Annotated in this window: 24 protein-coding genes and 8 tRNA genes; 21 read left to right on the forward strand and 11 right to left on the reverse strand. The window is 44.0% G+C overall.

The window, feature by feature from the left end:
* The first annotated feature begins 51 nt into the window (after positions 1 to 51).
* From bioB to bioD, 4 genes are read left to right on the forward strand one after another with little or no spacing between them, the layout of a single operon-like run.
* Positions 52 to 1,170, forward strand: coding sequence for a biotin synthase BioB (gene bioB / locus ALT761_RS06530; RefSeq protein ID WP_013784818.1), 1,119 nt, complete (start codon positions 52 to 54; stop codon positions 1,168 to 1,170).
* Positions 1,170 to 2,555, forward strand: coding sequence for an aminotransferase class I/II-fold pyridoxal phosphate-dependent enzyme (locus tag ALT761_RS06535; RefSeq protein ID WP_129737442.1), 1,386 nt, complete (start codon positions 1,170 to 1,172; stop codon positions 2,553 to 2,555). The genes bioB and ALT761_RS06535 overlap by 1 nt, the downstream gene beginning before the upstream one ends.
* Complete coding sequence (locus ALT761_RS06540; RefSeq protein WP_129737444.1) at positions 2,552 to 3,451, forward strand: methyltransferase domain-containing protein; 900 nt, start codon at positions 2,552 to 2,554, stop codon at positions 3,449 to 3,451. The genes ALT761_RS06535 and ALT761_RS06540 overlap by 4 nt, the downstream gene beginning before the upstream one ends.
* A complete protein-coding gene (gene bioD / locus ALT761_RS06545) occupies positions 3,448 to 4,119 on the forward strand; it encodes a dethiobiotin synthase (protein ID WP_129737446.1) in 672 nt (223 codons plus the stop codon). The genes ALT761_RS06540 and bioD overlap by 4 nt, the downstream gene beginning before the upstream one ends.
* Here the strand turns inward: bioD and pepE are convergent.
* Positions 4,090 to 4,812: a dipeptidase PepE gene (gene pepE, locus ALT761_RS06550; RefSeq protein ID WP_129737448.1), complete on the reverse strand. Its 723-nt coding sequence runs from the start codon at positions 4,810 to 4,812 to the stop codon at positions 4,090 to 4,092. The genes bioD and pepE overlap by 30 nt on opposite strands.
* A 94-nt stretch (positions 4,813 to 4,906) precedes the next feature.
* Here pepE and ALT761_RS06555 point away from each other — a divergent pair, with 94 nt between their 5' ends.
* The 4 genes from ALT761_RS06555 (at position 4,907) to ALT761_RS06570 (ending at position 8,559) form a co-directional block, all read left to right on the forward strand.
* A complete protein-coding gene (locus ALT761_RS06555) occupies positions 4,907 to 5,374 on the forward strand; it encodes a low molecular weight protein-tyrosine-phosphatase (protein WP_129737450.1) in 468 nt (155 codons plus the stop codon).
* A gap of 2 nt (positions 5,375 to 5,376) precedes the next feature.
* A complete protein-coding gene (locus tag ALT761_RS06560; RefSeq protein WP_129737452.1) occupies positions 5,377 to 6,345 on the forward strand; it encodes a FecCD family ABC transporter permease in 969 nt (322 codons plus the stop codon).
* Positions 6,342 to 7,115, forward strand: a complete 774-nt coding sequence (locus ALT761_RS06565; protein ID WP_129737454.1) for an ATP-binding cassette domain-containing protein — start codon at positions 6,342 to 6,344, stop codon at positions 7,113 to 7,115. Before ALT761_RS06560 ends, ALT761_RS06565 begins: the two co-directional genes overlap by 4 nt.
* Positions 7,116 to 7,215: 100 nt before the next feature.
* Positions 7,216 to 8,559, forward strand: a complete 1,344-nt coding sequence (locus tag ALT761_RS06570) for a class II 3-deoxy-7-phosphoheptulonate synthase (protein WP_013784810.1) — start codon at positions 7,216 to 7,218, stop codon at positions 8,557 to 8,559.
* A gap of 99 nt (positions 8,560 to 8,658) precedes the next feature.
* Here the strand turns inward: ALT761_RS06570 and ALT761_RS06575 are convergent, their stop codons facing one another.
* The 3 genes from ALT761_RS06575 to ALT761_RS06585 all read right to left on the reverse strand — a co-directional run bounded on the left by ALT761_RS06575 (position 8,659) and on the right by ALT761_RS06585 (position 11,060).
* Positions 8,659 to 8,982 carry a hypothetical protein gene (locus ALT761_RS06575; RefSeq protein WP_129737456.1) on the reverse strand — a complete coding sequence of 108 codons (324 nt, stop codon included), beginning with the start codon at positions 8,980 to 8,982 and terminating at the stop codon, positions 8,659 to 8,661.
* Positions 8,983 to 8,984: 2 nt separating this feature from the next.
* Positions 8,985 to 9,200: a DUF3820 family protein gene (locus tag ALT761_RS06580; protein WP_129737458.1), complete on the reverse strand. Its 216-nt coding sequence runs from the start codon at positions 9,198 to 9,200 to the stop codon at positions 8,985 to 8,987.
* A gap of 66 nt (positions 9,201 to 9,266) precedes the next feature.
* Positions 9,267 to 11,060 carry an ABCB family ABC transporter ATP-binding protein/permease gene (locus ALT761_RS06585; protein WP_129737460.1) on the reverse strand — a complete coding sequence of 598 codons (1,794 nt, stop codon included), beginning with the start codon at positions 11,058 to 11,060 and terminating at the stop codon, positions 9,267 to 9,269.
* 300 nt (positions 11,061 to 11,360) lie between these two features.
* Between ALT761_RS06585 and moaA the strand changes: the two genes are divergently transcribed.
* Both moaA and ALT761_RS06595 read left to right on the forward strand, forming a co-directional pair.
* Positions 11,361 to 12,329 carry a GTP 3',8-cyclase MoaA gene (moaA, locus tag ALT761_RS06590; RefSeq protein ID WP_129737462.1) on the forward strand — a complete coding sequence of 323 codons (969 nt, stop codon included), beginning with the start codon at positions 11,361 to 11,363 and terminating at the stop codon, positions 12,327 to 12,329.
* 83 nt (positions 12,330 to 12,412) lie between these two features.
* A complete protein-coding gene (locus ALT761_RS06595; protein WP_129737464.1) occupies positions 12,413 to 12,940 on the forward strand; it encodes a GNAT family N-acetyltransferase in 528 nt (175 codons plus the stop codon).
* Here the strand turns inward: ALT761_RS06595 and ALT761_RS06600 are convergent.
* From ALT761_RS06600 to ALT761_RS06615, 4 genes are all read right to left on the reverse strand, one after another.
* Positions 12,928 to 14,553 carry a response regulator gene (locus tag ALT761_RS06600; protein WP_129737466.1) on the reverse strand — a complete coding sequence of 542 codons (1,626 nt, stop codon included), beginning with the start codon at positions 14,551 to 14,553 and terminating at the stop codon, positions 12,928 to 12,930. The two genes, ALT761_RS06595 and ALT761_RS06600, sit on opposite strands and share 13 nt — an antisense overlap.
* A 413-nt stretch (positions 14,554 to 14,966) precedes the next feature.
* Positions 14,967 to 15,042 (reverse strand) — tRNA-Val (locus ALT761_RS06605).
* A 25-nt stretch (positions 15,043 to 15,067) separates the two neighbouring features.
* A tRNA-Val gene (locus ALT761_RS06610) sits at positions 15,068 to 15,143 on the reverse strand.
* Positions 15,144 to 15,168: 25 nt separating this feature from the next.
* Positions 15,169 to 15,244 (reverse strand) — tRNA-Val (locus ALT761_RS06615).
* 313 nt (positions 15,245 to 15,557) lie between these two features.
* Between ALT761_RS06615 and gltX the strand changes: the two genes are divergently transcribed.
* The 10 genes from gltX to ALT761_RS06665 all read left to right on the forward strand — a co-directional run bounded on the left by gltX (position 15,558) and on the right by ALT761_RS06665 (position 20,932).
* The gene (gltX, locus tag ALT761_RS06620; RefSeq protein WP_129737468.1) at positions 15,558 to 16,967 is read left to right on the forward strand and encodes a glutamate--tRNA ligase; all 1,410 of its coding nucleotides are present in this window, start codon (positions 15,558 to 15,560) and stop codon (positions 16,965 to 16,967) included.
* Positions 16,968 to 17,052: 85 nt separating this feature from the next.
* Positions 17,053 to 17,128 (forward strand) — tRNA-Ala (locus ALT761_RS06625).
* A gap of 148 nt (positions 17,129 to 17,276) precedes the next feature.
* Positions 17,277 to 17,352, forward strand: a tRNA-Glu gene (locus tag ALT761_RS06630).
* Positions 17,353 to 17,578: 226 nt separating this feature from the next.
* A tRNA-Glu gene (locus ALT761_RS06635) sits at positions 17,579 to 17,654 on the forward strand.
* A 166-nt stretch (positions 17,655 to 17,820) separates the two neighbouring features.
* A tRNA-Glu gene (locus ALT761_RS06640) sits at positions 17,821 to 17,896 on the forward strand.
* A 166-nt stretch (positions 17,897 to 18,062) separates the two neighbouring features.
* Positions 18,063 to 18,138: transfer RNA gene (locus ALT761_RS06645), tRNA-Glu, on the forward strand.
* Between the two features lie 128 nt (positions 18,139 to 18,266).
* Positions 18,267 to 19,205, forward strand: a complete 939-nt coding sequence (locus ALT761_RS06650; protein ID WP_129737470.1) for a M14 family metallopeptidase — start codon at positions 18,267 to 18,269, stop codon at positions 19,203 to 19,205.
* A 67-nt stretch (positions 19,206 to 19,272) separates the two neighbouring features.
* Positions 19,273 to 19,506, forward strand: a complete 234-nt coding sequence (locus ALT761_RS06655) for a hypothetical protein (protein WP_129737472.1) — start codon at positions 19,273 to 19,275, stop codon at positions 19,504 to 19,506.
* The gene (locus ALT761_RS06660; RefSeq protein ID WP_129737474.1) at positions 19,503 to 19,688 is read left to right on the forward strand and encodes a DUF1289 domain-containing protein; all 186 of its coding nucleotides are present in this window, start codon (positions 19,503 to 19,505) and stop codon (positions 19,686 to 19,688) included. Before ALT761_RS06655 ends, ALT761_RS06660 begins: the two co-directional genes overlap by 4 nt.
* Before the next feature lie 305 nt (positions 19,689 to 19,993).
* Entirely contained in the window at positions 19,994 to 20,932 is a 939-nt protein-coding gene (locus tag ALT761_RS06665) for a tRNA-dihydrouridine synthase (RefSeq protein WP_129737476.1), read from the forward strand.
* 64 nt (positions 20,933 to 20,996) lie between these two features.
* On the opposite strand, the gene ALT761_RS06670 is transcribed toward ALT761_RS06665, so the two are convergent.
* The 3 genes from ALT761_RS06670 to ALT761_RS06680 form a co-directional block, all read right to left on the reverse strand.
* Positions 20,997 to 21,977, reverse strand: coding sequence for a transposase (locus ALT761_RS06670; RefSeq protein ID WP_129737478.1), 981 nt, complete (start codon positions 21,975 to 21,977; stop codon positions 20,997 to 20,999).
* Between the two features lie 79 nt (positions 21,978 to 22,056).
* Positions 22,057 to 22,242: a hypothetical protein gene (locus tag ALT761_RS06675; protein WP_013784798.1), complete on the reverse strand. Its 186-nt coding sequence runs from the start codon at positions 22,240 to 22,242 to the stop codon at positions 22,057 to 22,059.
* Positions 22,243 to 22,310: 68 nt separating this feature from the next.
* Positions 22,311 to 22,967, reverse strand: a complete 657-nt coding sequence (locus ALT761_RS06680; protein ID WP_013784797.1) for an arylesterase — start codon at positions 22,965 to 22,967, stop codon at positions 22,311 to 22,313.
* Between the two features lie 17 nt (positions 22,968 to 22,984).
* On the opposite strand from ALT761_RS06680, the gene ALT761_RS06685 reads away from it, so the two are divergent.
* On the forward strand, positions 22,985 to 23,683 hold the full coding sequence (locus ALT761_RS06685; protein WP_129737481.1) for an ABC transporter ATP-binding protein: 699 nt from the start codon (positions 22,985 to 22,987) through the stop codon (positions 23,681 to 23,683).
* Positions 23,684 to 23,697: the final 14 nt, after the last annotated feature.

The raw sequence follows: 23,697 nt of genomic DNA on the forward strand, positions 1-23,697 counted from the left end.
GTGTTTGCAGCATAGACTAAGCCAGCATTCTTAATTAGTAAAGGACAGTCAATGACTCTGGCTTCAGCGCCTGACGCGCAAAATAATACAATTCGTCACGATTGGTCACAAGCCGAAGTAGAGGCGCTATATGCCTTGCCATTTAACGACTTGCTGTTTCAAGCGCAGGTAGTTCACAGACAACACTTCAATCCAAACGAAGTACAAGTAAGCACCTTGTTGTCGATTAAAACCGGTGCATGCCCGGAAGATTGTAAATATTGTCCGCAAAGCGCGCGTTACGATACCGGCTTAGAAAAAGAGCGCTTGCTTGAAATTGAAAAAGTGATTGAACGAGCAAAAGAAGCCAAGCAAGTAGGCTCTACCCGTTTTTGTATGGGGGCTGCGTGGCGAAACCCTCGTGACAGAGATATGCCTTATATTGTGAAAATGGTGGAAGAGGTTAAACAACTTGGCCTTGAAACCTGCATGACACTTGGCATGTTAACCCGCGACCAAGCGGTAGCGCTTAAACAGGCTGGTCTAGATTATTACAACCACAACCTTGATACCTCGCCTGAATACTACGGCGATATCATTACCACTCGTACCTATCAAGACAGGCTAAATACCCTTGAAAACGTGCGCGCGGCAGGCATGAATGTGTGTTCTGGCGGCATTGTGGGTATGGGCGAAACCGCGGGTGACAGAGCCAGCTTATTGATTCAATTGGCGAACTTACCGGAACAACCGCAAAGTGTGCCAATTAATATGTTGGTTAAAGTAAAAGGTACGCCACTAGCCAGTTTAGAGGATTTAGATTATTTCGAGTTTATCCGCACCATCGCGGTAGCCCGTATTATGATGCCTAAATCTCATGTGCGTTTGTCGGCAGGCCGCGAAGCCATGAATGAACAGATGCAAGCACTATGCTTCATGGCCGGTGCAAACTCTATTTTCTATGGTTGCAAGTTACTGACTACGTCTAACCCCGACACGCACGAAGACGTTATCTTGTTTAAGAAGTTAGGTATAAACACCGAACGTACTCGCGATTTTTCTGATGAAGCACATCAGCAAGTATTAGAAGAAGAAATTGCACAGCAACAGGAGCAAGGCTCGGATGCTAGCGATTTATTTTACGATGCTAGTGCGCCGCGTAAACAAAAACAGCAGCCCGCGGAGGCATAATGGCCTTCGATTGGCTTGAAGCCCGCTTAGCCGAGCGGGCTCAGCAAGGTTACCTGCGCAAGCGGGTATGCCAGCAGTACGAAAAAGACAACATCATCTGCATTGACGGTGAGCACTATTTAAATTTTGCCAGCAATGATTACCTTGGCATGCGTCAACACGAAGGTGTGTTGCAAAGTTGGGTAGAAGGCTTAGCACAATTTGGCGGTGGTAGCGGCGCGTCGCCCTTGGTAACGGGCCATACCCAAGCGCATTTAGCCCTTGAAGCGTACATCGCTGACGGTTTAAATCGAGACGCTGCGTTATTGTTCAATTCGGGTTTTGCAGCTAACCAAGCATTATGTATGGCGCTGTTTAATGGTACTAATCATCAAGGCGCTAATAATCAAAGTGCTAGTAATCAAAACCCAAGTGCCGCGGCCGGCAGTAAACATTCCGGTGAAATTTTTGCCGATCGGCTTATGCATGCGTCTTTCCTTGAAGGCGCTATGGCAACAAAGGCCAAGTTGCGTCGCTTTAGGCATAACGATTTAGCTCACCTATCCAATTTATTAGCTAATTTACAGAACAAGGCCGATACAACCAATAACAGTGACAAGCTAGTCGTCACTGAAGGTGTATTCAGTATGGACGGCGACAGTGCCCCCCTGCAGGATATGGCGGCTATAGCAAAGCAAAACAAAGCATGGCTAATGGTAGACGATGCACATGGTATGGGTGTATTAGGTGAAAACGGGCTGGGCAGCATTGAAGCGCAGGCGTTATCTCAAACCGACGTACCTATAGTGATGGGGACGTTTGGCAAAGCCGTGGGAACCGCAGGTGCGTTTATAGCAGGAAGCCAAGCGCTCATTGATTACCTAGTTAATTTTGCCAAGCATTATGTCTACTCCACTGCCATGCCGCCGGCCCAAGCAGTAGCAACATTGTATTCGTTAACCCATATTGCCGCTGATTCAAGTCGAACCGACGCGTTGAATCACAATATCGCGTATTTTCGTGAACGGTTTAGTGCCCAAATTGGCCATGATCAACATGGTGATTTAAAAAACGCAGACGAAATTGGACACACACTCCAATCTCCATTGGACAAAGCTCCGTTAAATAAAGACAAGCCAGGCAGAGCCACCTCAAATGTTCACCATGATTTAGTCTTGGCTAATTCACATAGCGCAATACAACCTATTATTGTAGGCAGTCCTGAGCGCGCTCTAGCATTAAGTGATGGCCTAAAAAGTCGAGGCATATGGATCCCTGCTATTCGCTACCCTACCGTACCAAAAGGGGAAGACCGATTGCGCATTACACTAAGCGCTACCCATACCCAGCAAGATATAGACGTACTTGTTGACGCTATTGCCCTTGCGATGGAGTCGATATCATGAGCCCGCAATCTTTAGCTAAACAAGCGCCACAGCCGCTTAAACAAGATTTATCTGAGCCGCTTTGCCAACAGGGCGCGGTTGCAGTGCATGCTGCTAGTCACTCCGATGGTTTATTAGACCCACAATCAGAAAGCGGTATAAGCGAAGCGGTTGTCGCGAAGCAATTTTCAAAAGCTGCAAATAAGTACGATCACGAAGCGCATATTCAGCGCGAAATTGCGCAGACAGGGTTAAATAACTTACCTATTTCTTTAAAAGGCGACTTACTTGATATTGGCTGTGCAACGGGAACCCATAGTGACGAACTTCAGCAACGTGGCGCTACCGTCACAGGGGTAGATATTGCGCTAGGCATGGTAGACAAAGCACAAGCCCGCTTCCCTGATGTTAATTTTAAGCAGGGGTCGGCACAGTCTCTACCATGTCAAAATAGTTGCTTTAGTACGGTATTTTCCTCTATGGCATTGCAGTGGTGTAACAGCCCGCAAGCAGTGGCTAGCGAACTTTATCGAGTACTTAAGCCTTCGGGCATGGCAGAGATTGCCATTATGGTAAGTGGTTCTTTTTCTGAGCTTCATAAAGCGAGAAGTGTTGCCCAACTGCCTGCTGCGGTAACACGTTTACCCGAAGCTAGACTGTGGCTTAATTCGTTTCTTGGGGCTGGGCTGCGGGTTAGTCGCCTTATCAATAAAGATTATGTTGATGAGCACCAAGATGTACTTTCTTTACTTCGTTCAATTAAAAACGTAGGAGCGGGGGCTACGGGAGCTAAACAGCTATCGCTGTCACGTAGTGATATCAATAAGTTATCGCTAGCTTATAAAAATATTAGCGCTGTCGATGGCGTGTTACCCCTTACTTACAAAGTGTGTCATTTCAGAATAGAGAAACCATGAAGCAGTATTTCATTACCGGAACCGATACCGAAGTAGGTAAGACCTACGTTACCTGTCACCTACTAAAAGCCGCTGAAAGCGCGAAAAAAACGAGCTTAGGTTACAAACCTATTTCGGCAGGCTGTGAAAAAGTGGGAAGCGACTGGGTAAACGAAGATGCATCAGAAATTCAGCAAGCAAGTAGCATTAAACTTCCTATTAGTACTATCAATCCTATTACGTTTGTTCCGCCCATTGCGCCGCACATAGCCGCAAAAGAGGCGGGCGTGATATTAACCAGTGAAGCTGTGGTTGAAGGGCTAGTTCGTCTGCAGCAAGAGACCCCAGATCTTCTGTTGATGGAAGGGGCGGGAGGTTGGCGCTTACCGCTAACCGATACGCTGTTTCTTTCAGATGTGGTTAGCGACCTAAGAATGGATGTGATTTTAGTGGTGGGTATGAAGCTGGGCTGCCTAAATCATGCATTGCTTACCGCGCAAGCAATTCAAAATGACGGGCTTAATATTGTAGGTTGGGTAGCTAACGATATCACCGGATGTATGTCTAGATACGATGACAATTTGGCTACGCTTAAAAACGTCATGCCAGCACCGCTACTGCTGGAAGTGCCATTTTCAAGCGCGCCAAGTACAGAAGCGCTACAAACTGCTATTCAAAAGCTCTGTTAAATTTTCATTTGGCGCTATCGGGCGTTTTTCGTTACCTAAAAATATAAACCCACCTTTCTCACCCACCAGTGTTAATTGCTGCTGGGACAAAGAAAGGGCGGTACCTTCACGAATGGCTACCACGGGTGTGGTAGGGTTTAGCACCGTAAATTCAGCCAATCGCTGATCACGTGTTTCACCGTTGTGCCCCGGCGGATGATAATCGCTGTAGTGCGGATTCAACTGAAAAGGGACTACATTGAGCGCATTAAAGCTTTCTGGCTCAACAATTGGCATATCATTGGTTGTTCGAATGCTTTGCCCACAAATATTAGAGCCCGCACTCCAGCCAATATATGGCGTGCCTTCAGCAATTGCGTGCTGAAGTGGTTCCAATAAGTTTTGTTGGTATATAGTATGCATCAAATGGAAAGTATTTCCGCCGCCTACTACAATGGCTTGATTATTTGCCTTTGCATTATTGATAGCCCTTACAGGGTGATCAAAGGTATGAATCCCTGTCACATTACATTCTGGCAGGGCTGTTGCGACAGCTGAAACATAGTTGTCGTAGCTCTGTGTCACTGCTGCGTAGGGAATAAATAGTAGGTCGCGAATGCCACCTAAGTGTGCAAGAATAAGGCTTCTCGCATGTTCAAGGTACGCTTCGTCGCCCTGACGAGAACTACTTAACATTAATACATGTGCGGTCATTACTGCTCCACAATTTTTTTAAACGGCGTTATTTACATGAAAGTTAACATAAAGTTTAGCTTAGTGCCGTTATTGGTTTTAAAGGAATTTTTATATGGGTCAGAACACATCGGTGTTATTCGTGTGCTTGGGTAACATTTGCCGTTCACCTACGGCCGAAGCTGTGTTTCTTGCTAAGGCCGCTCGAGCTGGCTTGAAACTAGACATAGACTCAGCAGGAACCCATGGGTATCACATAGGTAAACAACCCGATAAACGCTCGCAAGCAGTTGGCGTAGAGCGTGGTTATAGCTTTAAAGGCTTAAAGTGTAGACGGGTAGATGACAAAGACTTCGAAAAGTACGACTACATTCTGGCAATGGATAATAGTAACTTAGACAATTTGCGTGAAATGTCGCCGCCGGAACACCATGAAAAAATTCACTTGTTCTTAGACTTCGCTGACAGTGAAGATAAAGAAGTTCCCGACCCTTATTATGGCGGAAAGCGGGGCTTTGAATTAGTGTTAGATTTAATTGAAGAGGCCTCTGACGGGCTAATTGCACATATTCAACAGAGCTAGATATGCACACTGTGTTAAAGGGAAGGGCTGCCACCTTCCTACTTTGTAGTGTTACCTTCTTGCTAACCGTTGGTGTGTTAGCCACGGTATGGCTAACCGATTCACCCACTGCATTAAAACAACACATCACACTTCAGCTTCAAATTCCGCTTATCATTACCGCTATCTTAGTAGGTAGTGTATTAGCAGTCAGTGGTGCCACCCTACAAATAGTATTGCGCAATCCGTTGGCAGACCCGGGTATTATTGGTATCACTAGCGGCGCCAGCCTAGTGGCTGCATCCCTGTTGTTACTTACTCCTTTGTGGGCAGAGCCTTATCTTCATTACATACTGCCTTTAGGCTGCTTCATTGGTGCGCTAATAACAACGTTTGTTATTTATCGTCTTGCTAGAAAACTTCTGGGTTCTGCGGTTGCAGTTATTTTATCGGGTATTGCTATCTCTACCTTGAGTGGGGCAGTTATTGCTTGGTTATACATGTTTAGTGATGCCCAATCATTACGTAATTTAACGTTTTGGCTGATGGGAAGTGTCTATCAAACCACGTGGCCTATTTTATGGGTAAGCGGCCCACTTATTGTTGGTAGTTTATGGTATCAAATACGCCAATCTGCAAAATTCAATCGCCTATATGCTGGAGATTTAGCCGCGTTAAGTGGCGGTGTGAATGTGCAACGACTTACCGAACGTAGCCTTATCGCAACCGCCGTGGGGGTAGGGGCGGCGGTGTCTATTGCGGGTGCTATTGCCTTTGTTGGGCTGTTAGTGCCGCATATTCTTCGGCTTATTCTTGGCCATGACAATAGAATATTGTTACCAGCAAGCGCGTTATGTGGCGCCAGTTTATTACTTGTTGTGGTGCTCATGTCTGAGCTTACGCGTGCGATAACCCTGCCTGTGTCTATGATTACTGCTACCCTCGGCGGGCCCTTGCTCATCTGGGCATTGTTAAAAGGGCAGCTTCGATGAGCCCGGTTATTTCATTGCGCAATATTATCGTGAACCAGCGTTTAACGAATATCACCCTTGATATCAATAAAGGTGACTGCGTCCATATTTTAGGGCCGAATGGTGCAGGTAAATCTACCCTGTTATCGATAATGGCAGGCGTATTACCCGCTGAACATGGCGAGGCTTTACTGCTAAAACAACCCCTAGCTCAATGGCCTTTAAGTGCATTGGCAACATTTAGAACCTTATTAGCACAGCAAAGTGAAGCTGTATTTGCGGTATCAGTAAGAGAATACCTTTCGTTTTTTTCTAGTGAACCCACGTTCGAACTTCCCAGCTTGTTAGAAACTACACTAGAAGTAGGGAGTTTTTATCACACTCCGTTAAATCGTCTTTCTGGTGGAGAACGACAGCGGGTTGAAATTTGCCGTGCACTACTGCAAGTTTGGCCTGCCATTAAGCGTGGGGAAGCACTTTTATTATTAGACGAACCTTTGCAAGGGGTAGATATTCGCCATCAATACGCATTGATGGCGCTGTTTCAAGCCTTATGCAATAAAGGGAATACCTTAGTGCTAAGCAGTCATGACATTTCATTGAGTGCAAACTATAGTTATAAAATACTGCTCATGAAGTTGGGTACTAGCGTAAGTTTCGGTTTACCCGAGTCGGTATTGTCGGTCAAAAACCTAGAACATACCTTTGATTGTCATTTTGCAGTGAATAAGCGCGACGACTTTCTAGATATTCAAGTTTGCGCACCTATTGTATTAGACCAAATGTGGTAAAATGGCGCGCAAATAAATTGTATCGCGCATACAGATAAGCGCTCATACAACGAGATAAACGTTTGCCTAAACGTAAAAACATTTAAATCAGGAGAACCCCTTGAGTAATTGGCAAGTAGACAGTTGGAGGCAAAAACCTATCCTTCAACAACCAGAGTACGATGATGCGGCACAACTAAAACAAGTAGAGCACACGCTAAGTACATATCCACCGCTGGTTTTTGCCGCTGAAGCCCGTGATCTTCGCCGTCAACTTGGTGAGGTTAGTTTAGGTAAAGGCTTTCTGCTTCAAGGCGGTGACTGCGCCGAATCGTTTGACGAATTTAATGCGCCAAAAATTCGCGATACATTTAAAGTATTGCTTCAAATGGCCATTGTTTTAACCTTTGCAGGTCGATGTCCAGTCACCAAAGTGGCTCGCATGGCGGGTCAATATGCTAAGCCTCGTTCATCAAACTTCGAAACCCGTGATGGTGTTACATTGCCAAGCTACCGCGGCGATATCATTAATAGTTTCGAGTTTAACGAAGCGGCCCGCCGCCCTGACCCTAATCGTTTGATTGAGGCATACCACCGCAGTGCATCGACGCTTAATTTACTTCGCGCTTTTTCTCAAGGTGGCTTAGCCGACCTTCACGAAGTAAATCGTTGGAACATGGCATTCGTTGAAAACAACCCGCTTAAAGAGCGCTACCACGATATGGCTGTGCGTATTCAAGATACGTTGTCGTTCATGGACGTGATTGGCATTAATTCCCAATCTAGCCCTACATTGCACGAAACGTCATTGTTTACGTCGCATGAAGCATTATTGCTTAACTATGAACAAGCGTTAACACGAATTGATACGCTAACGGGTAAGCCTTACGATTGCTCTGCGCACATGATTTGGATTGGTGAGCGTACTCGTCAGCTAGACCATGCCCATATTGAGTTCTTCCGCGGTATTCATAACCCTATTGGTGTAAAAGTTGGGCCTAGCATGCAAGAAGACGAACTTATTCGTTTAATTGATGCCCTTAACCCGAATAACGATCCAGGTAGATTGACCCTTATTACCCGTATGGGGGCCGATAACCTGGCTGATAATTTACCTCGCTTATTGCGCCGCGTTAAAGCAGAAGGTAGACACGTAGTATGGAGTTCAGACCCCATGCACGGAAATACGTTCTCTGCATCAAGCGGTTACAAAACTCGTAATTTTGATGCCATTTTGCGTGAGATTAAACAGTTCTTCCAAGCACACAGCGATGAAGGCACCCATGCTGGTGGTATTCATCTTGAGATGACTGGCCAACACGTGACCGAGTGTACTGGCGGTGCATATGAAATTAGTGATGAAGACTTAGCGCAAGCGTATAAAACCCAGTGCGATCCGCGTCTAAACGCCGACCAAGTACTTGAAATGGCCTTCTTAGTAGCAGACCATTTGCGCAACGCATAGTCGTTGAATGAAACCTTTATCGCTTTAGTGGTAAGGCTTCATACTGAAAAGGGTAAATCGTACATCGATTTACCCTTTTTTAATGTTTCTTATGTGGTTCTAGTCTGCCAGAATTTCTGCTCGCTCAGCTTCGGTCAATATTCCCGTAAATATAGTTTCCCGCCTAAGGCTTGCTGTGCGTTCATCTTCGGCGAGTAGCAGCGCTGTAAATACCTCAGGTTTATGAATAGTTTCTAAAATCCCTTGCCACAACATATAGCTACCGTAACGCATCATGCCGCTTTTATAACGAGCCTCTAACGTTGCTTGAACATCATCAATGATTGAAGGTTGTGCAATGACTTTTTTAGCAATGCCTGTGTGCAGGCGCAATATACGCTTATCGATAGCTTCACGTTTTTGCTTTCGGGGGCGAGCGAACATGGCTAGTCTTCATGCAGCAGGGGTTCTACTACTGACTCGAGCCCGTTAAGTTTAATTTCGTACATGAGCGCGAGTTGCTGCCCTAGCTTTCCTTCAGGAAAACCTTGTTTGTTAAACCATACCAAATAGGTTTCTGGCAGGTGAAACAACCGACGCCCCGCATATTTACCAAATGGCATGGTTTGGTTGATTGCATCTTTTATTGCTTCTGGATCCATGTTACTCAATGCTTCTTTATGTTGTTGCTTTATAAGGTATACAGGCGATTATACTTTCTATACCGATTAACTATCATTGGTAGAGTCTCGTTGCTGAGTAGCCCACAGCTGATTATAAATACCTTGTTGCGCTAAAAGCGATTCATGGGTGCCATGTTCGACAATCATGCCCTTGCTTAACACTAAGATAGTATCGGCATCCACAATAGTAGAAAGCCTATGCGCAATAACCAAGCTAGTGTGGCCTTTCGCGGCGTCTCGAAGTGCACCTAATATGGCTTGCTCTGATTGACTGTCTAACGACGATGTTGCCTCATCGAATATCATAATAGGCGCACCTTTTAATAACGCCCGAGCGATGGCCACTCGCTGTTTTTCACCGCCTGAGAGTTTCAGCCCACGTTCGCCTACTGTTGTGTCTAGTCCGTCTGGCAAGCTTTCAACAAACTGGGTTAAATGCGCCAGCTTAATAGCATGAGTAACTTCTTCATCGCTAGCATCAGGGTTGCCGTAACGGATGTTTTCAACCAAGGATGTATTAAACAACACCGTATCTTGCGGAACAATCCCGATATGGCTTCGTAAACTGTGTTGGGTAAGCTCGCGAATATCCTGCCCGTTTATGGAAATACCCCCCTCGGTGGGGTCGTAAAAACGGAACAGCAACTTCATAATGGTGGATTTACCAGCACCGCTTTCACCAACCACAGCAATCTTAGCGCCTGATGGCACCTCAAAGCTAATTCCTTTTAAAATAGGCCGTGCTTGCTGATAGTGAAATTGAACGTCAGTAAAACGTATGCTCGCCTTTTTTGCTGAAAGGTGGGCAGCGTTAGGTTTATCTTCTATTGCTGGTTTTTGGGCGAGTAAAGAAAATAAGTTTTGAATGTTCGCTAATGAGCCTCGAATTTCTCGATACACAAAGCCCAAGAAATTAAGGGGCATAAATATTTGCATAGTGAAGGCATTAATTAGCACAAAGTCACCAATGGTCATCTCGCCTTCCATTACGCCATAAGCTGCATTCGCCATCATGGCTGTCATTGCTAGGGCAATAATGCTGGCCTGGCCGCCATTTAAGGCAAAAAGTGATAACCGATTTTTACGCCTTGCTTTTTCCCAGCCAGCTAAATCTGTATCGTATCGGTTTGCTTCGAAACGCTCATTATTAAAATACTTTACGGTTTCAAAGTTTAGTAGGCTATCTACCGCGCGTGAATTGGTGGTGGAGTCGGCTTCATTCATTTGCTGCACAAATCGCGTGCGCCAATCGGTAGCTTTCATCGAAAATAGTACATAGCTGATGACACTAACCACAATGATCATCGCAAACGACCAGCCAAACTGAATCAATAGCAATATCACAACTAAGCCAATCTCTAAAAGGGTAGGCACGATGTTAAACACCATAAACCGCATTAAGAAACTTACGCCATTTGTGCCACGTTCAATATCTCTAGATAAGCCGCCCGTTCTTCGGTTTAAATGGAAACCTAAATCTAGATTGTGCAGATGATTAAATACCTTTAAACCTAGCCTGCGCATAGCACGTTCGGTGACACGCCCGAACAAGGTATCTCTTACTTCGCCAAGTAAAACATTGGTGAGCCTAAGTGCGCCGTACGCAATAATTAAGCTGATAGGTACGGCAATGGCTAATGCTTCCACATCACCGTTTAAACTATCTACTGTGTATTTGAGTACATAGGGTAGACCAATGCTAGCAAGTTTAGCGGCGACTAAGCACAGTAGCGCTAATGCTACCCTGCCTTTGAACTCAAGAAGATAAGGCCACAACTGTTTTAGTACCTGCCATTTGATAGGCTCATTCTCGTTCAACGGAAATCGATTTTTTCGCATGGTGTAATATTGTTCTCACTGCATATTTGTGACGGTGTAAAGCGATGACGCTAGCGGGAGGCGGAAGGGAAAACCTCTATATAAAGGTGAATTGTGATAGATTAACGAACTCTAAACTAAGTCGTCTACGGTGAACCATTATATTTATTTAAGAGAAATAAGTTAACGGTACGATAAAACGTTCTAATTTATGCGTTATCAAACATTTCATTCTTATTTGCAGCCGCGTAAACTGGCGAAAAGACATCATAGTCTATTTAATCACATTATTTATTTTACGTACCCCAAAAGGGAGAAAATTTGTTAGAAGATAGCTTTGGGCGACAATTCCATTATTTGCGTTTATCGGTAACGGAGGCGTGTAATTTTCGCTGTCAGTACTGTTTGCCTGACGGTTACCAAGGCCCTTCTAGTGAGCATTTTCTTTCCTTAGGCGAGATTAACACGCTATTGAGCGCCTTTTCAGGGTTGGGTACATCCAAAGTCCGTCTTACTGGCGGCGAGCCAACACTTCGCCGCGATTTTCTCGATATTTTAAGTGCAACGGCAAATACACCCGGTATAAAGCGAGTGGCTATGACCACCCATGGCGGCCGTATGGCTGACCATGCTGCCGCGTGGAAGCAGGCGGGTTTACACCAAGTGAATGTCAGCATAGATAGCTTAGATCCCAGGCAGTTTGCGGCAATCACCGGGCAAGACAAATTAAAGCAAGTGTTAGCCGGGCTGGACGCTGCGGTTGAGGCTGGTCTTGATGTAAAAGTAAATTCGGTACTACTGAATGATTTTTCTGATGCACGATTGAATCGCTTCCTTGGTTGGCTGAAAACGATGCCTGTCACATTGCGGTTTATTGAATTGATGGAAACAGGTGACACGACTAATTTTTTCAAAGCACAGCATCAAGGCGGCACACCGCTTAAACAAACCCTTATCGATGCCGGTTGGCAACCCATGGTTAGGCGCAAAGACGCTGGGCCAGCACAGGAATTCTTTCATCCTGACTATGCTGGTAAAATTGGTCTCATCATGCCGTACAGCAAAGATTTTTGTAAAAGTTGTAATCGACTTCGCGTTGCCGCCAATGGTAAATTACATTTGTGCTTATTTAGTGAGCAAGGTATTGATATGCGTCATCTATTAGCCGATGGAGATGTTGTAGGACTACAACAGTTCTTAGTTGAATGTTTAGGTGAGAAGCATGCCACACATTTTCTACATGAAGGTAATACAGGTGCAACGAAGCATTTAGCTATGTTAGGTGGCTAAACACCCCGCTTAGTTGTATCGATAAAATACGAAAGCACTAATATAAAGTTGCTCGTAATAATAACGATTAGAAAGGGAAATCTATGTTTATTGAAGATAGCGCGCGCCTGTCTTTCCATTATATCACCGACGCTGATGTAGAGTTCTTGTGGGAGCTTGATCAGGATGAAGATGTAATGCGATTTATCAGTGATGGTCAAAAAACATCTCGTGAAGATATTACCAACACGTTCGTACCACGCTTTCAAGCATATTCAAATCCAGCCCTTGGCTGGGGATTATGGCGAGTGCAAGAAAAAGAAAGTGAAGAGGATATTGGCTGGGTTTTGGTTCGGCCATTTGGCTTTTTCACTAAAAATCCTGAGATTGATAATATTGAACTTGGCTGGCGTTTTAAACAAGCCAGTTGGGGGAAGGGGTATGCCACAGAAGCAGCAATGCAAGTGAAAGATGCCCTGTATCAAATCGGTATCGACAAATTTTGTGCTATGGCAAAACCTGAAAATCTAAATTCCATCAAAGTGATGGAAAAATTAGGCATGACTTTTAGCCACGAAATTGAATATAAGGATAATCTTTATCAAGAAAAGGTTGTGGTTTACACCACCTGATCTAATAGCCCTTTAACCGTTTCGTAGCGCTGACTTTGTTCTTCAGATAGAGAAGCACTTTCCAGCGTAAAGCGGCACTTCTTCATTACAGAGTTCATATTGCCTTCCGCTTTACCTTCACGAGAGCGTCGCATTGCCGACGCTTGCAAAAGATTTAACGCAATGGCAGGGTTTCGAGGCATAACCCTGAATGCTTGCTCGAAAGTTTGGTAAGATTTTGCCAGTTCGCCACGCTTATACTGCACTACCGCCACATCATTGAGGTTTTTAGGGCTTATTGATATTGCTGTTTTCTCTTCGACTTCTTGGTTGATATAACGGCTAAGTAAACTGTTTGGTGCATCTAACTCTTTTTGCCGTAGCGTCGCTTTATCGAGTAATTTGAGAGCGTTCCCTCTTAATCCTAAATCGTGAAACGCTTTTGCGGAATCTAGTAACGTTTCGACAGACTGCTCTTCAAGGTTATCAATATCTAAGGCATCGAGCAGATCTTTTGCTTTATCGTTTTCGTCTTTTAGATAGTGAATTCGTGCGCTAATAACTTGCAGCTGATGGTCAAGATTCACCTTTGGGTAGGCGCTTTTTAATTGGCGCAGATATTCATTGGACTGTTTGATAATTTTGTTTGTTTGCGAGGTTTCTGCCGTCATCGCAAAATCGATACCTGCCCTAGCGACAGATAAGTACATTTCAGGGGTGTCGTGCACTGAATTCTTACCGAAACGAACCACTTTCTTAGCGCTATTAAATTGCCCTTCATAGTCGTGGGTTAGCCTAGCAAGTTGCACTGCAGTAATATGACGCATGACATTTCGAGGTGAAATATCGCTGGCCACATTCACACATTCCAGCGCTTCATCATAAGCTTCTAACTTAATTTGCAGCTCTGCTAATAAATCATATGCACTCAGCATACTTTCAGGTTGTAGCGCTAGCTGAATAAGGTCTCGTTCTGCATCATCAAACTCATCTAAGTGAATGTAACATTGAACGAGGCCAAGCTTTGCCCATGTAAAATTTTGAATATTGATGATTGATTGGTAAAAGAGCTTCGCGTTTTCAAACTGTCTATTCAATAGCAACAAGTCACCCTTCGTTTTTAGGGCTAACGGGAAGTGTTCAGCGTTCTTAGGCTCAACTAAAATAAACTCTAATTCTTTAAGTGCCTGCTCAGGATTCTGCTCATCCATGTAACGATAGACATCGTGAAACATTTTTTTACGGGTGACGACTTTACTAAGTCGTTTATCTAGTTCGTTAACGGAAAATGGTTTTGCTAAGAATTCGTCAGGTTGCATCTCGATTATTGCATGGACAACATCAATGGCAGTATCGGCACTAGTAAAAATAAAACCGGTAGTAAGAGGAATAATCTTTTCGGTTTTCAGCTGCTCGAATAAATTATAGCCGCCTTGTTCTTGCCTTAAGTCATAAGCACAAACAATGACATCGTACTGCCGAGTGCGCAGTGAGGTAAGGGCGTACGCAGCACGGTCTACATAATCGATATGTTGGAAACCAAGTTGCTCCAAAGCATATTTCATATGGCTTTTTGCCAAAGCCTGATCTTCCGCTATTAATAAACGGGTTTGTCTTGCCAACTGTAGGTTCATTACAACCTCGTATATGCGTCAATGCTTACTCGTGTAAACAACCTAGTAGGAGTTTAGTAGAAGAATTAACTTATCACCATTGTTAAATAGTGTCCCAAAGATTGCGGTGCACGGCATGAAAAACAGCTAGAGGGCAGGGGAAATGAGTTTTCTTTTGAAAGAGTGGTGGACGTCTACTATGGTTCGTAACGAAGTTATCGTAACGAAGTTATTGAACCAGTGATTTTTGATTATATGAAGAGAAAGAGAGATGGCGGACGTCTGCTATGGTTCGTAACGAAGTTATTGAACCAGTGATTTTTGATTATATGAAGAGAAAGAGAGATGGTGGACGTCTGCTATGGTTCGTAACGAAGTTATCGTAACGAAGTTATTGAACCAGTGATTTTTGATTGTATAAAGATAAAGAGAGATGGTGGACGCTACTGGGCTTGAACCAGTGACCCTCGCCTTGTAAGGGCGATGCTCTCCCAACTGAGCTAAGCGTCCGATATATCAGATTTGAAGCAAAAAGTGGTGGACGCTACTGGGCTTGAACCAGTGACCCTCGCCTTGTAAGGGCGATGCTCTCCCAACTGAGCTAAGCGTCCGAATACTTTTTCTAATAAACAAAATTGGTGGACGCTACTGGGCTTGAACCAGTGACCCTCGCCTTGTAAGGGCGATGCTCTCCCAACTGAGCTAAGCGTCCATCTTGTTTATTATCTTGCCTAAGCAAGTGGGGCGGTATTATAGAGTCGGTTCTCATACTGTCAATAATAAAATGAAAGAAAAATGACTGTATGCCTGAAAAGTGAACATTTTGGCCTTTTTTTATCTGAATTGGTGAAATTGTAAGCTTTATGCGACGCCATGCTATCAAAAAAGACTTTATTAGAGCATAAATATAAGTTTCTATTGGTAGCTATATACCAAGCAAATGCATCTCGCTGCTTTTGTCGTGAAGCGGAGACTGGTAGAATGCGCGCAATTTCACAATCTAATAAAGATAGAGAGTTTTTATCATGTCGGTTGTAACACGATTTGCACCAAGCCCTACTGGCTACCTTCACGTTGGTGGCGCACGCACCGCTTTATATTCTTGGCTACTTGCTAAAAACAATGGCGGCGAATTTGTACTTCGTATTGAAGATACAGATATTGAACGTTCTACAGAAGAAGCAAAGCAAGCAATTTTAGATGGCATGCAATGGCTTGGTTTAACTTGGGACACCGGTCCTATCTATCAAACCGATCGTTTCGACCGCTATAAAGACCTTATCCAACAATTGTTAGACGAAGGTAAAGCGTATAAGTGCTTTATGAGTGCAGAAGAATTGGATGCTATTCGTGAAGCACAAAAAGAACGTGGCGAAAAACCTCGTTACCCTGGTACATGGCGTGACCGCACAGATCACCCAGAAGGCGAACCTTTTGTTATTCGTTTTAAAACGCCATTAGAGGGCACGGTTGTTATTACCGACCACGTACGCGGTAAAATCGAAATTAACAATAGTGAATTGGATGACTTAATCATTCAGCGCACCGACGGGACGCCAACTTACAATTTCTGTGTGGTAGTAGACGATTGGGATATGGGCATCACACACGTTGTGCGTGGTGAAGACCATATCAATAACACGCCTCGTCAAATTAATATTCTGCAAGCATTAGGTGCGCCTGTGCCTGAATATGCTCACGTATCTATGATTTTAGGTGATGACGGTAAAAAGTTATCGAAACGTCATGGTGCAGTAAGTGTTATGCAATACCGTGATGATGGCTTCTTACCTCAAGCGGTACTGAATTATTTAGTTAGGCTAGGGTGGTCACATGGTGATCAAGAGATATTCACTCTTGATGAAATGATTGAGTTATTCAGTTTAGACGCAATTGGTCAGTCGGCTTCTGCATTTAATACTGAAAAATTGATTTGGTTGAACCAGCACTACATTAAAAGTTTACCGGCCAGTGAAGTTGCTACACACTTAAAATGGCACTTCGATGGGTTAGAAGTTGATTTAACTGCGGGGCCTGCACTCGAGTCTGTTATTGCCATTCAAGCTGACAGAGTAAAAACGTTAAAAGAACTTGCTGAGATCTCTACTTACTTTTATCAAGATTATGAAGAATTTGATGCTAACGCTGCCAAAAAGCATTTACGCCCAGTAGCACGAGGGCCGCTAGAGCTAGTAAAAGAGAAGTTGATGGCTATTGAAGCGTGGGAGCCAGAAAATATTCAGGCTGCTATTAATGCAACAGCTGAAGAATTAGAAGTGGGTATGGGTAAAGTAGGGATGCCATTGCGTGTTGCTACCACCGGAAGTGGCAATTCTCCGTCTTTAGATGTAACCCTTAATTTGCTGTCAAAAGAGAAAGTTGGCGAGAGAATCGACAAAGCGCTTACTTTTATAGCAAACAGAGAGAATTCATAAAAAAACCGTTGACATAAATGGGGGGGATGCCTAGAATGCGCCCCGCTGTCACGGAACAGTCACACAATAGTGACTATGACACAACGGGGCCATAGCTCAGCTGGGAGAGCGCCTGCATGGCATGCAGGAGGTCGGCGGTTCGATCCCGCCTGGCTCCACCAAATCTAACTGCAAGTTATATTGCGGTTTAGGCTGAAGGTTTTACCTTCGGGCATAAATTGTTTTGTAAGGATGAGGTCGTTCGGTTCGCGGAGCTTACCTATCCTTACAAAAAATCTCAAAAGCGTAGCTTTTGAAAGAAGATTTTTTGTCCCCATCGTCTAGAGGCCTAGGACACCGCCCTTTCACGGCGGTAACAGGGGTTCGAATCCCCTTGGGGACGCCATTTTCCGGTGTCACAGTCCGTAACTGTGAAATAGGCCGGTAGTAATTAGAAAGTTACTATCAGCGACAAAAATTTGTTTTTGTAAGGTAATAAGGTCGTTCGGTTCGCGGAGCTCACCTCTCCTTACAGAAATTGATTGATTGTAAGCATAAGGTCGCTCAGTTCGCAGAGCTCACCTCGCCTTACAAAAAATCTCAAAAGCTTAGCTTTTGAAAGAAGATTTTTTGTCCCCATCGTCTAGAGGCCTAGGACACCGCCCTTTCACGGCGGTAACAGGGGTTCGAATCCCCTTGGGGACGCCATTTTCCGGTGTCACAGTCCGTAACTGTGAAATAGGCCGGTAGTAATTAGAAAGTTACTATCAGCGACAAAAATTTGTTTTTGTAAGGTAATAAGGTCGTTCGGTTCGCGGAGCTCACCTCTCCTTACAGAAATTTAGTGAAGTTTTACTTCACTAGCAAAATTTCTGTCCCCATCGTCTAGAGGCCTAGGACACCGCCCTTTCACGGCGGTAACAGGGGTTCGAATCCCCTTGGGGACGCCATTTTCCGGTGTCACAGTCCGTAACTGTGAAATAGGCCGGTAGTAATTGAAAAGTTACTATCAGCGACAAAAATTTGTTTTTGTAAGGTAATAAGGTCGTTCGGTTCGCGGAGCTCACCTCTCCTTACAGAAATTTAGTGAAGCTTTACTTCACTAGCAAAATTTCTGTCCCCATCGTCTAGAGGCCTAGGACACCGCCCTTTCACGGCGGTAACAGGGGTTCGAATCCCCTTGGGGACGCCATATCGTTAAGCCAACCTTCGGGTTGGCTTTTTCGTTTCTACAGCTTAATTCCTGCCATTCTTATCGATATTCCACATACAAACCAATACCATCTTGATAATATAACCGTGTTAACAAAGAGGTTATTTATGCAAAATTATCCTATCGGCACGCCAGGAAAACCTTGGGGTGAAGAAGAGAAAGAAGAATGGAAACAGCGCCAAACTATCAAGCGTTCGTATAATGATGAAGTGCTTAAGCAATTAGGCAGTATTCCTGAAGGGTTTGAATTAAAGCAGTATGGCGCGTTGCCTTACGATGAGTCTCGATACCCTTTGTATGCCATAGTCCCTAAAGATATGCCTGAAAATATCCCTAAAGATATGCCTACAAATATTGATGCAGCTAAGCCTGCGGTGCTAGTTACTGGAGGGGTACATGGGTATGAAACCAGTGGTGTGCAGGGCGCACTTCAGTTTATCAATACTAAATTAAGTGATTACGCAGAAGATTTCACCATCATTGTTGTACCGTGCGTTAGCCCTTGGGGTTATGAGACGATTAACCGTTGGGATCAGTATGCGTTAGATCCTAATCGTTCATTTTATCCTAACTCTCCCGCGCCGGAATCAGCGCAGCTAATGGCATTTATAGAATCGTTGAACTTACCATTTACATTGCATATCGATTTACATGAAACCACTGATACAGACAACAGTGAGTTTAGGCCTGCATTAGCAGCAAGAGATGCAACGACTCATGATAATTGGAATATTCCTGATGGCTTTTATTTGGTGGCTAATACCCCGAATCCACAAAAACAATTTCAGGAAGCTATTATTGATGCCGTTAAGCAAATAACTCATATCGCGCCTGCGGATGAAAGTGGCAAAATTATAGGTGCTGACTTACTGTCTGAAGGTGTGATTTGTTACGACAAAAAAGCATTGTATCTTTGCGGCGGTATGACAGATGCAGCTTATGTAACCACAACAGAAGTTTATCCTGATAGCGCTAATGCAACGGCTGAAAATTGTAACGCTGCCCAAGTGGCTGTAATAACTGCTGCGTTGGAATATGTAAAATAGACGTTTAGATGTTTGAATGTTTAGACGTCTAGATGTATAGTTGAGCCTTCTCGATGAGGAGGCTTACGTGTTTACATTTTCTGCATTAATTTATGATGGTTATAAACAACAACTGGTGACGGGGGATTATGAAGATAAAGCCCAGTTCGATGCATTCTTAAATGCGAAGTTTGGTGTGCATGTTTGTATGTGGACCGCCAAAGAACCTACGCAAAAAGTAATTGATGTTATGCTGCAAGCAACTCTTGTAGCTAAAGAAAATGCCAGTAATAAACTAAACCTTAAGGCCAAATATTCGTGAGTATTACTTCACCCTGTATTGCCAACTGTAAACTAGACGAAGACGATGTATGCACCGGTTGTAAACGTACAATCAAAGAAATTACCAACTGGTCGAATTACAGTACGCAGCAAAAACAAAACATCCTCACCCGCCTAAAAAACCAAAAGTTGAACCAAAAGTTGGACACACACTCAAGTTAAGGTTAGACACACACTTAAATCTTGGACAGTCACTCAAATTTCCTCACTCAAACTTCCCTCAAGCAACGGAACCAAAAGTTGGACACACACTCAAGTTAAGGTTAGACACACACTTAAATCTTGGACAGTCACTCAAATTTCCTCACTCAAACTTCCCTCAAGCAACGCATCAATGTGTATAAAATCGGACAGTCAAAAAACGTACACAAATTCTTACCGACACTTAAATAGCATGGTCATATAACCCGCACTTTGCTACACTCTCGCGCCCATTTTAATCACTCAGTTTTAGCGAAATTTTAGTTATGAAAATCATGCTGGCGCCTATGGAAGGTGTTGTCGACCATTTAATGCGAGATATGCTTACTCATGTGGGTGGGTTCGATCAGTGTGTCACTGAATTCGTTAGAGTAGTGGATCAAAAACTTCCCAATAAAACCTTCTACAAACTATGTCCCGAACTACATAATGGCGGTAAAACCCCTAACGGCGTGCCTGTGCGCGTGCAATTATTAGGGCAGCATCCACAATGGCTGGCAGAAAATGCTTATACAGCGGTTGATTTGGGGTCGCCAGGTGTAGATTTAAATTTTGGCTGCCCAGCAAAAACCGTTAATAAAAGTAAAGGCGGTGCGGTCCTGCTAAAAGAAACCCAAGCATTATACGACATCGTAAAAGCGGTTCGCGATGCGGTGCCTGCCTCACAACCTGTATCAGCGAAAATTCGGTTGGGATTTGAAGATAAATCTCTTGCTGTCGAAAATGCTATCGCTATCACTGAAGCGGGCGCGTCTGAGCTAGTTGTGCACGCCAGAACAAAGACGGAAGGCTATAAGCCGCCAGCGTACTGGGAATGGATTGCTAAAATAAAGCAAAATACCGATATTCCATTAGTGGCCAATGGCGAAATATGGAATGAAGAAGACGGCAAGCGCTGCCAGGAGCAATCAGCCTGCACCAACTTAATGGTAGGTAGGGGCGCACTTGCCATGCCAAACCTAGCAAGGTGTATTCGTGATGGCGAACCGCCTATGGCATGGGAAGATGTGGCAGCGTTGCTTATCCGCTATTCGGGCTACGAAATCTACGGTGATAAAGGGAAATACTACCCAAACCGAATAAAGCAGTGGTGTGGCTATTTAAAAAGGCAGTACCCTGAAGCTGAATTATTGTTTAACGACATCAGGCGTTTATCAAAGTCACAAGAAATTGTAGATGTGTTAGCTAGGCAAGCTTCACACTAGGCTCGTCAAGTAAATTAGCATCGCTCTTTTGTTGATGTAACTTGATGAATTCAAAACTAAAAGCCTATTGAAGATACCTTCTGGCATTAGCGATGTTTGGTTTTCTGCCATATTCGCAAGCTGATGCAAACACGCAGATTCGCTCAGCAGAGCCAATAGGGCCTGTAAATTTCCTTTCTAGTTTAGTTGAAAGGGTAATCCAAGAACTACCAGAGAGTTTAAGTCTGTCCAAGATAGGCTTAATTTTTTGAGGAATAGCACCTTTCTTGTCTGGGCGCATAACGCGTCCGGTTTCATCTACAAGCACTAAGTAGTCGCTCAATTTAAAAGGCAGGCTGCTTTCATTAACCGAAACTTGGTCATTAAATGGCATAAGCCGAGCAGGTACTTTGTTTACTTTCAATGCGTTAATTCTGTATTGAATACTGGTAAAGTTTGATTGTTCTGGTGTTTTAGCTATACCGGCTCGGATGGGGTTTAAATCGGTATAGGCCATGGTTACCGCTAGCGCATTCTCCGATAATATTGCTTGGCTCTTAAATCGGCGCTCCCAAAAATAACCTGTACATTCATCTTCTTTGTTAGCTTTTCGCGCAATAAATTCATTAAGCAGGCGCATAAACCAACTTACGCTATATAGCCGATGCCGATAAATTTCGCTCAATTCTTCAACTTTTTGAAGTTCTACTTCAGAGAGTGAACCTCGACTTTCTTCATCGAGATACCGTTGGACTAATGAGGGGCAGCGATAAAAACACTTCCACCGAAGTAACACTTCATCCATGCTCCAGTGTTCAGCTCTCGCTTTCGCAATATGCATCACAACATGAATATGATTGTGCATTACTGCATAGGCACACAAGTCAATCGCAAAGGTTTTCGTGAGCCTATGTAGCCTATCTACAATCCACTGTCTACGATGGTTGTAGTTTTTGCCAGTACTAGCATCTACGCCACAAAGGAAGGATTGTCGCACACAACGTGATGTGCAGTGATAGTAAGGCGTAACTTCTAAATTGACTTGCTTGTATCGAGGTAGCGGCATTTCCATATCTCCGAATGGTTCGGAAATAATTATGCTGGAAATGCGGTAATAAACTACTGTGCTTAGGGCGGGTTTTCAATTAAACGTAAGTGTCGATACGAGAACCCACTCTACTGTCAGAGGCAGGAGCCGCTTGTTGCGTCTGTTGGGGCGCACTTACTTCAGTTTGCTGACTAGCACGTTGTTGAACCTGTCGTTGAGGTTCTTGTTGTGGCGACTGAAGTACATTCGATACTGGCGTTGACGTTGATGATGAAACGTCCATAACAATCTCCAAATTAAGTTGTTACTTGTTTTCGCATTTACATTCTAAGTTTAAGAGCATAGCACACGTTATTGATTATTCATGATCAAAGGTGTCAGTTTTTCGAACATAAATTCGACAATCATAGGCTGAGCTTTTGCGTTAGGGTGAATACCATCACGTTGCATCAAGTCTTTTTGAAGTGCTATGTCCTCAAGAAAAAAAGGAATTTTTGTAACTTCATGTTGCTCTGACACGGTATCAAAAGTGTCGCTAAACATTTGTGTATAGCGTTTACCGTAATTAGTGGGTATCTGCATGTCTTGCACAAAAACGGTTGTATTGTCTGATTTTGCTATGCTAACAATTGCGCTCAAGTTGTTCCTAATCTTACTGATACTGTGCCCTTGCAGGCCATCATTACCACCAAGTTCCACTAAAATATGGCTTGGCGTATGTTGTTCAATTAACCTCGGAAGCCTAGCTAAACCGCCATCAGTGGTCTCACCGCTTACCGCAGCATTTACAATATCGATCGATATATTCTCGTCACGCCAGCGTTTTTGTAACAAACTCACCCAACCTTCTTGTTGATCTAACCCATAAGCAGCAGATAGGCTGTCACCTAGAATCAGTAATTTAGCTGAATTATTGGGGACGATGGTATCGGTCTGATCTGATAATGCAGATAACGGTATTAATAAAAGCAGTGTGAACAAAACGGCGCTGCGAAAACGATAAATCACGAATTGATGACCCCTATATGATAAAAACATCCAAAGTAACTAAGTCTGTAAATACGAGCGAAGGTAAGCTTGAGATCCTTCATCCTATCTCTTTTGAAGTCAAGTCCGGTGAGTCAGTTGCCATTATCGGTGCGTCAGGCTCAGGAAAATCTACTCTGTTGGGGTTGTTGGCCGGCTTAGATGAAGTCTCCGAAGGAGAGATTTTTCTAGACGGCGAACCATTGCATACTATGGATGAAGAGGCCCGTGCGGTGCTTCGTGGCCAAAAAGTAGGGTTTATTTTTCAAAGCTTTATGTTAGTGCAAAGTTTAACGGCCATTGAAAATGTGATGCTTCCGGCTGAAATTGCGGGTTTAGAGAATCCTAAGCAGATGGCGAGTAAAATTCTTGAACAAGTAGGCATTGGGCATCGCGCGAGTCATTACCCAAATCAACTTTCAGGTGGTGAACAACAGCGAGTTGCTATTGCTCGGGCTTTTATTACGTCACCTAAAATTTTATTTGCCGATGAGCCTACTGGAAACTTGGATGCAACAAACAGCCACAAAGTCGAAGAGCTTCTTTTCGCGCTCAACAGAGAGATAGGCACAACATTAGTACTTGTTACCCACGATAACGAGCTTGCCGATAAGTGTGACAGGCAGTTAACCATGCAGGCGGGTGTTTTGACAGAGTCGACCCCAGTATCGCCTCAACAGCGTACAGAGGCTGTATAGATGGAGGCCCTATA

Origin of the sequence: Alteromonas sp. 76-1 (assembly GCF_900654235.1) — a bacterium.
Taxonomy (GTDB): domain Bacteria; phylum Pseudomonadota; class Gammaproteobacteria; order Enterobacterales; family Alteromonadaceae; genus Alteromonas; species Alteromonas naphthalenivorans.

Coding starts and splice junctions, on each gene's coding strand:
- bioB (WP_013784818.1), top strand. CDS start 52: ATGACTCTGGCTTCAGCGCCTGACGCGCAAAATAATACAATTCGTCAC.
- ALT761_RS06535 (WP_129737442.1), top strand. CDS start 1,170: ATGGCCTTCGATTGGCTTGAAGCCCGCTTAGCCGAGCGGGCTCAGCAA.
- ALT761_RS06540 (WP_129737444.1), top strand. CDS start 2,552: ATGAGCCCGCAATCTTTAGCTAAACAAGCGCCACAGCCGCTTAAACAA.
- bioD (WP_129737446.1), top strand. CDS start 3,448: ATGAAGCAGTATTTCATTACCGGAACCGATACCGAAGTAGGTAAGACC.
- pepE (WP_129737448.1), bottom strand. CDS start 4,812: ATGACCGCACATGTATTAATGTTAAGTAGTTCTCGTCAGGGCGACGAA.
- ALT761_RS06555 (WP_129737450.1), top strand. CDS start 4,907: ATGGGTCAGAACACATCGGTGTTATTCGTGTGCTTGGGTAACATTTGC.
- ALT761_RS06560 (WP_129737452.1), top strand. CDS start 5,377: ATGCACACTGTGTTAAAGGGAAGGGCTGCCACCTTCCTACTTTGTAGT.
- ALT761_RS06565 (WP_129737454.1), top strand. CDS start 6,342: ATGAGCCCGGTTATTTCATTGCGCAATATTATCGTGAACCAGCGTTTA.
- ALT761_RS06575 (WP_129737456.1), bottom strand. CDS start 8,982: ATGTTCGCTCGCCCCCGAAAGCAAAAACGTGAAGCTATCGATAAGCGT.
- ALT761_RS06580 (WP_129737458.1), bottom strand. CDS start 9,200: ATGGATCCAGAAGCAATAAAAGATGCAATCAACCAAACCATGCCATTT.
- ALT761_RS06585 (WP_129737460.1), bottom strand. CDS start 11,060: ATGCGAAAAAATCGATTTCCGTTGAACGAGAATGAGCCTATCAAATGG.
- ALT761_RS06595 (WP_129737464.1), top strand. CDS start 12,413: ATGTTTATTGAAGATAGCGCGCGCCTGTCTTTCCATTATATCACCGAC.
- ALT761_RS06600 (WP_129737466.1), bottom strand. CDS start 14,553: ATGAACCTACAGTTGGCAAGACAAACCCGTTTATTAATAGCGGAAGAT.
- gltX (WP_129737468.1), top strand. CDS start 15,558: ATGTCGGTTGTAACACGATTTGCACCAAGCCCTACTGGCTACCTTCAC.
- ALT761_RS06650 (WP_129737470.1), top strand. CDS start 18,267: ATGCAAAATTATCCTATCGGCACGCCAGGAAAACCTTGGGGTGAAGAA.
- ALT761_RS06665 (WP_129737476.1), top strand. CDS start 19,994: ATGAAAATCATGCTGGCGCCTATGGAAGGTGTTGTCGACCATTTAATG.
- ALT761_RS06670 (WP_129737478.1), bottom strand. CDS start 21,977: ATGCCGCTACCTCGATACAAGCAAGTCAATTTAGAAGTTACGCCTTAC.
- ALT761_RS06675 (WP_013784798.1), bottom strand. CDS start 22,242: ATGGACGTTTCATCATCAACGTCAACGCCAGTATCGAATGTACTTCAG.
- ALT761_RS06685 (WP_129737481.1), top strand. CDS start 22,985: ATGATAAAAACATCCAAAGTAACTAAGTCTGTAAATACGAGCGAAGGT.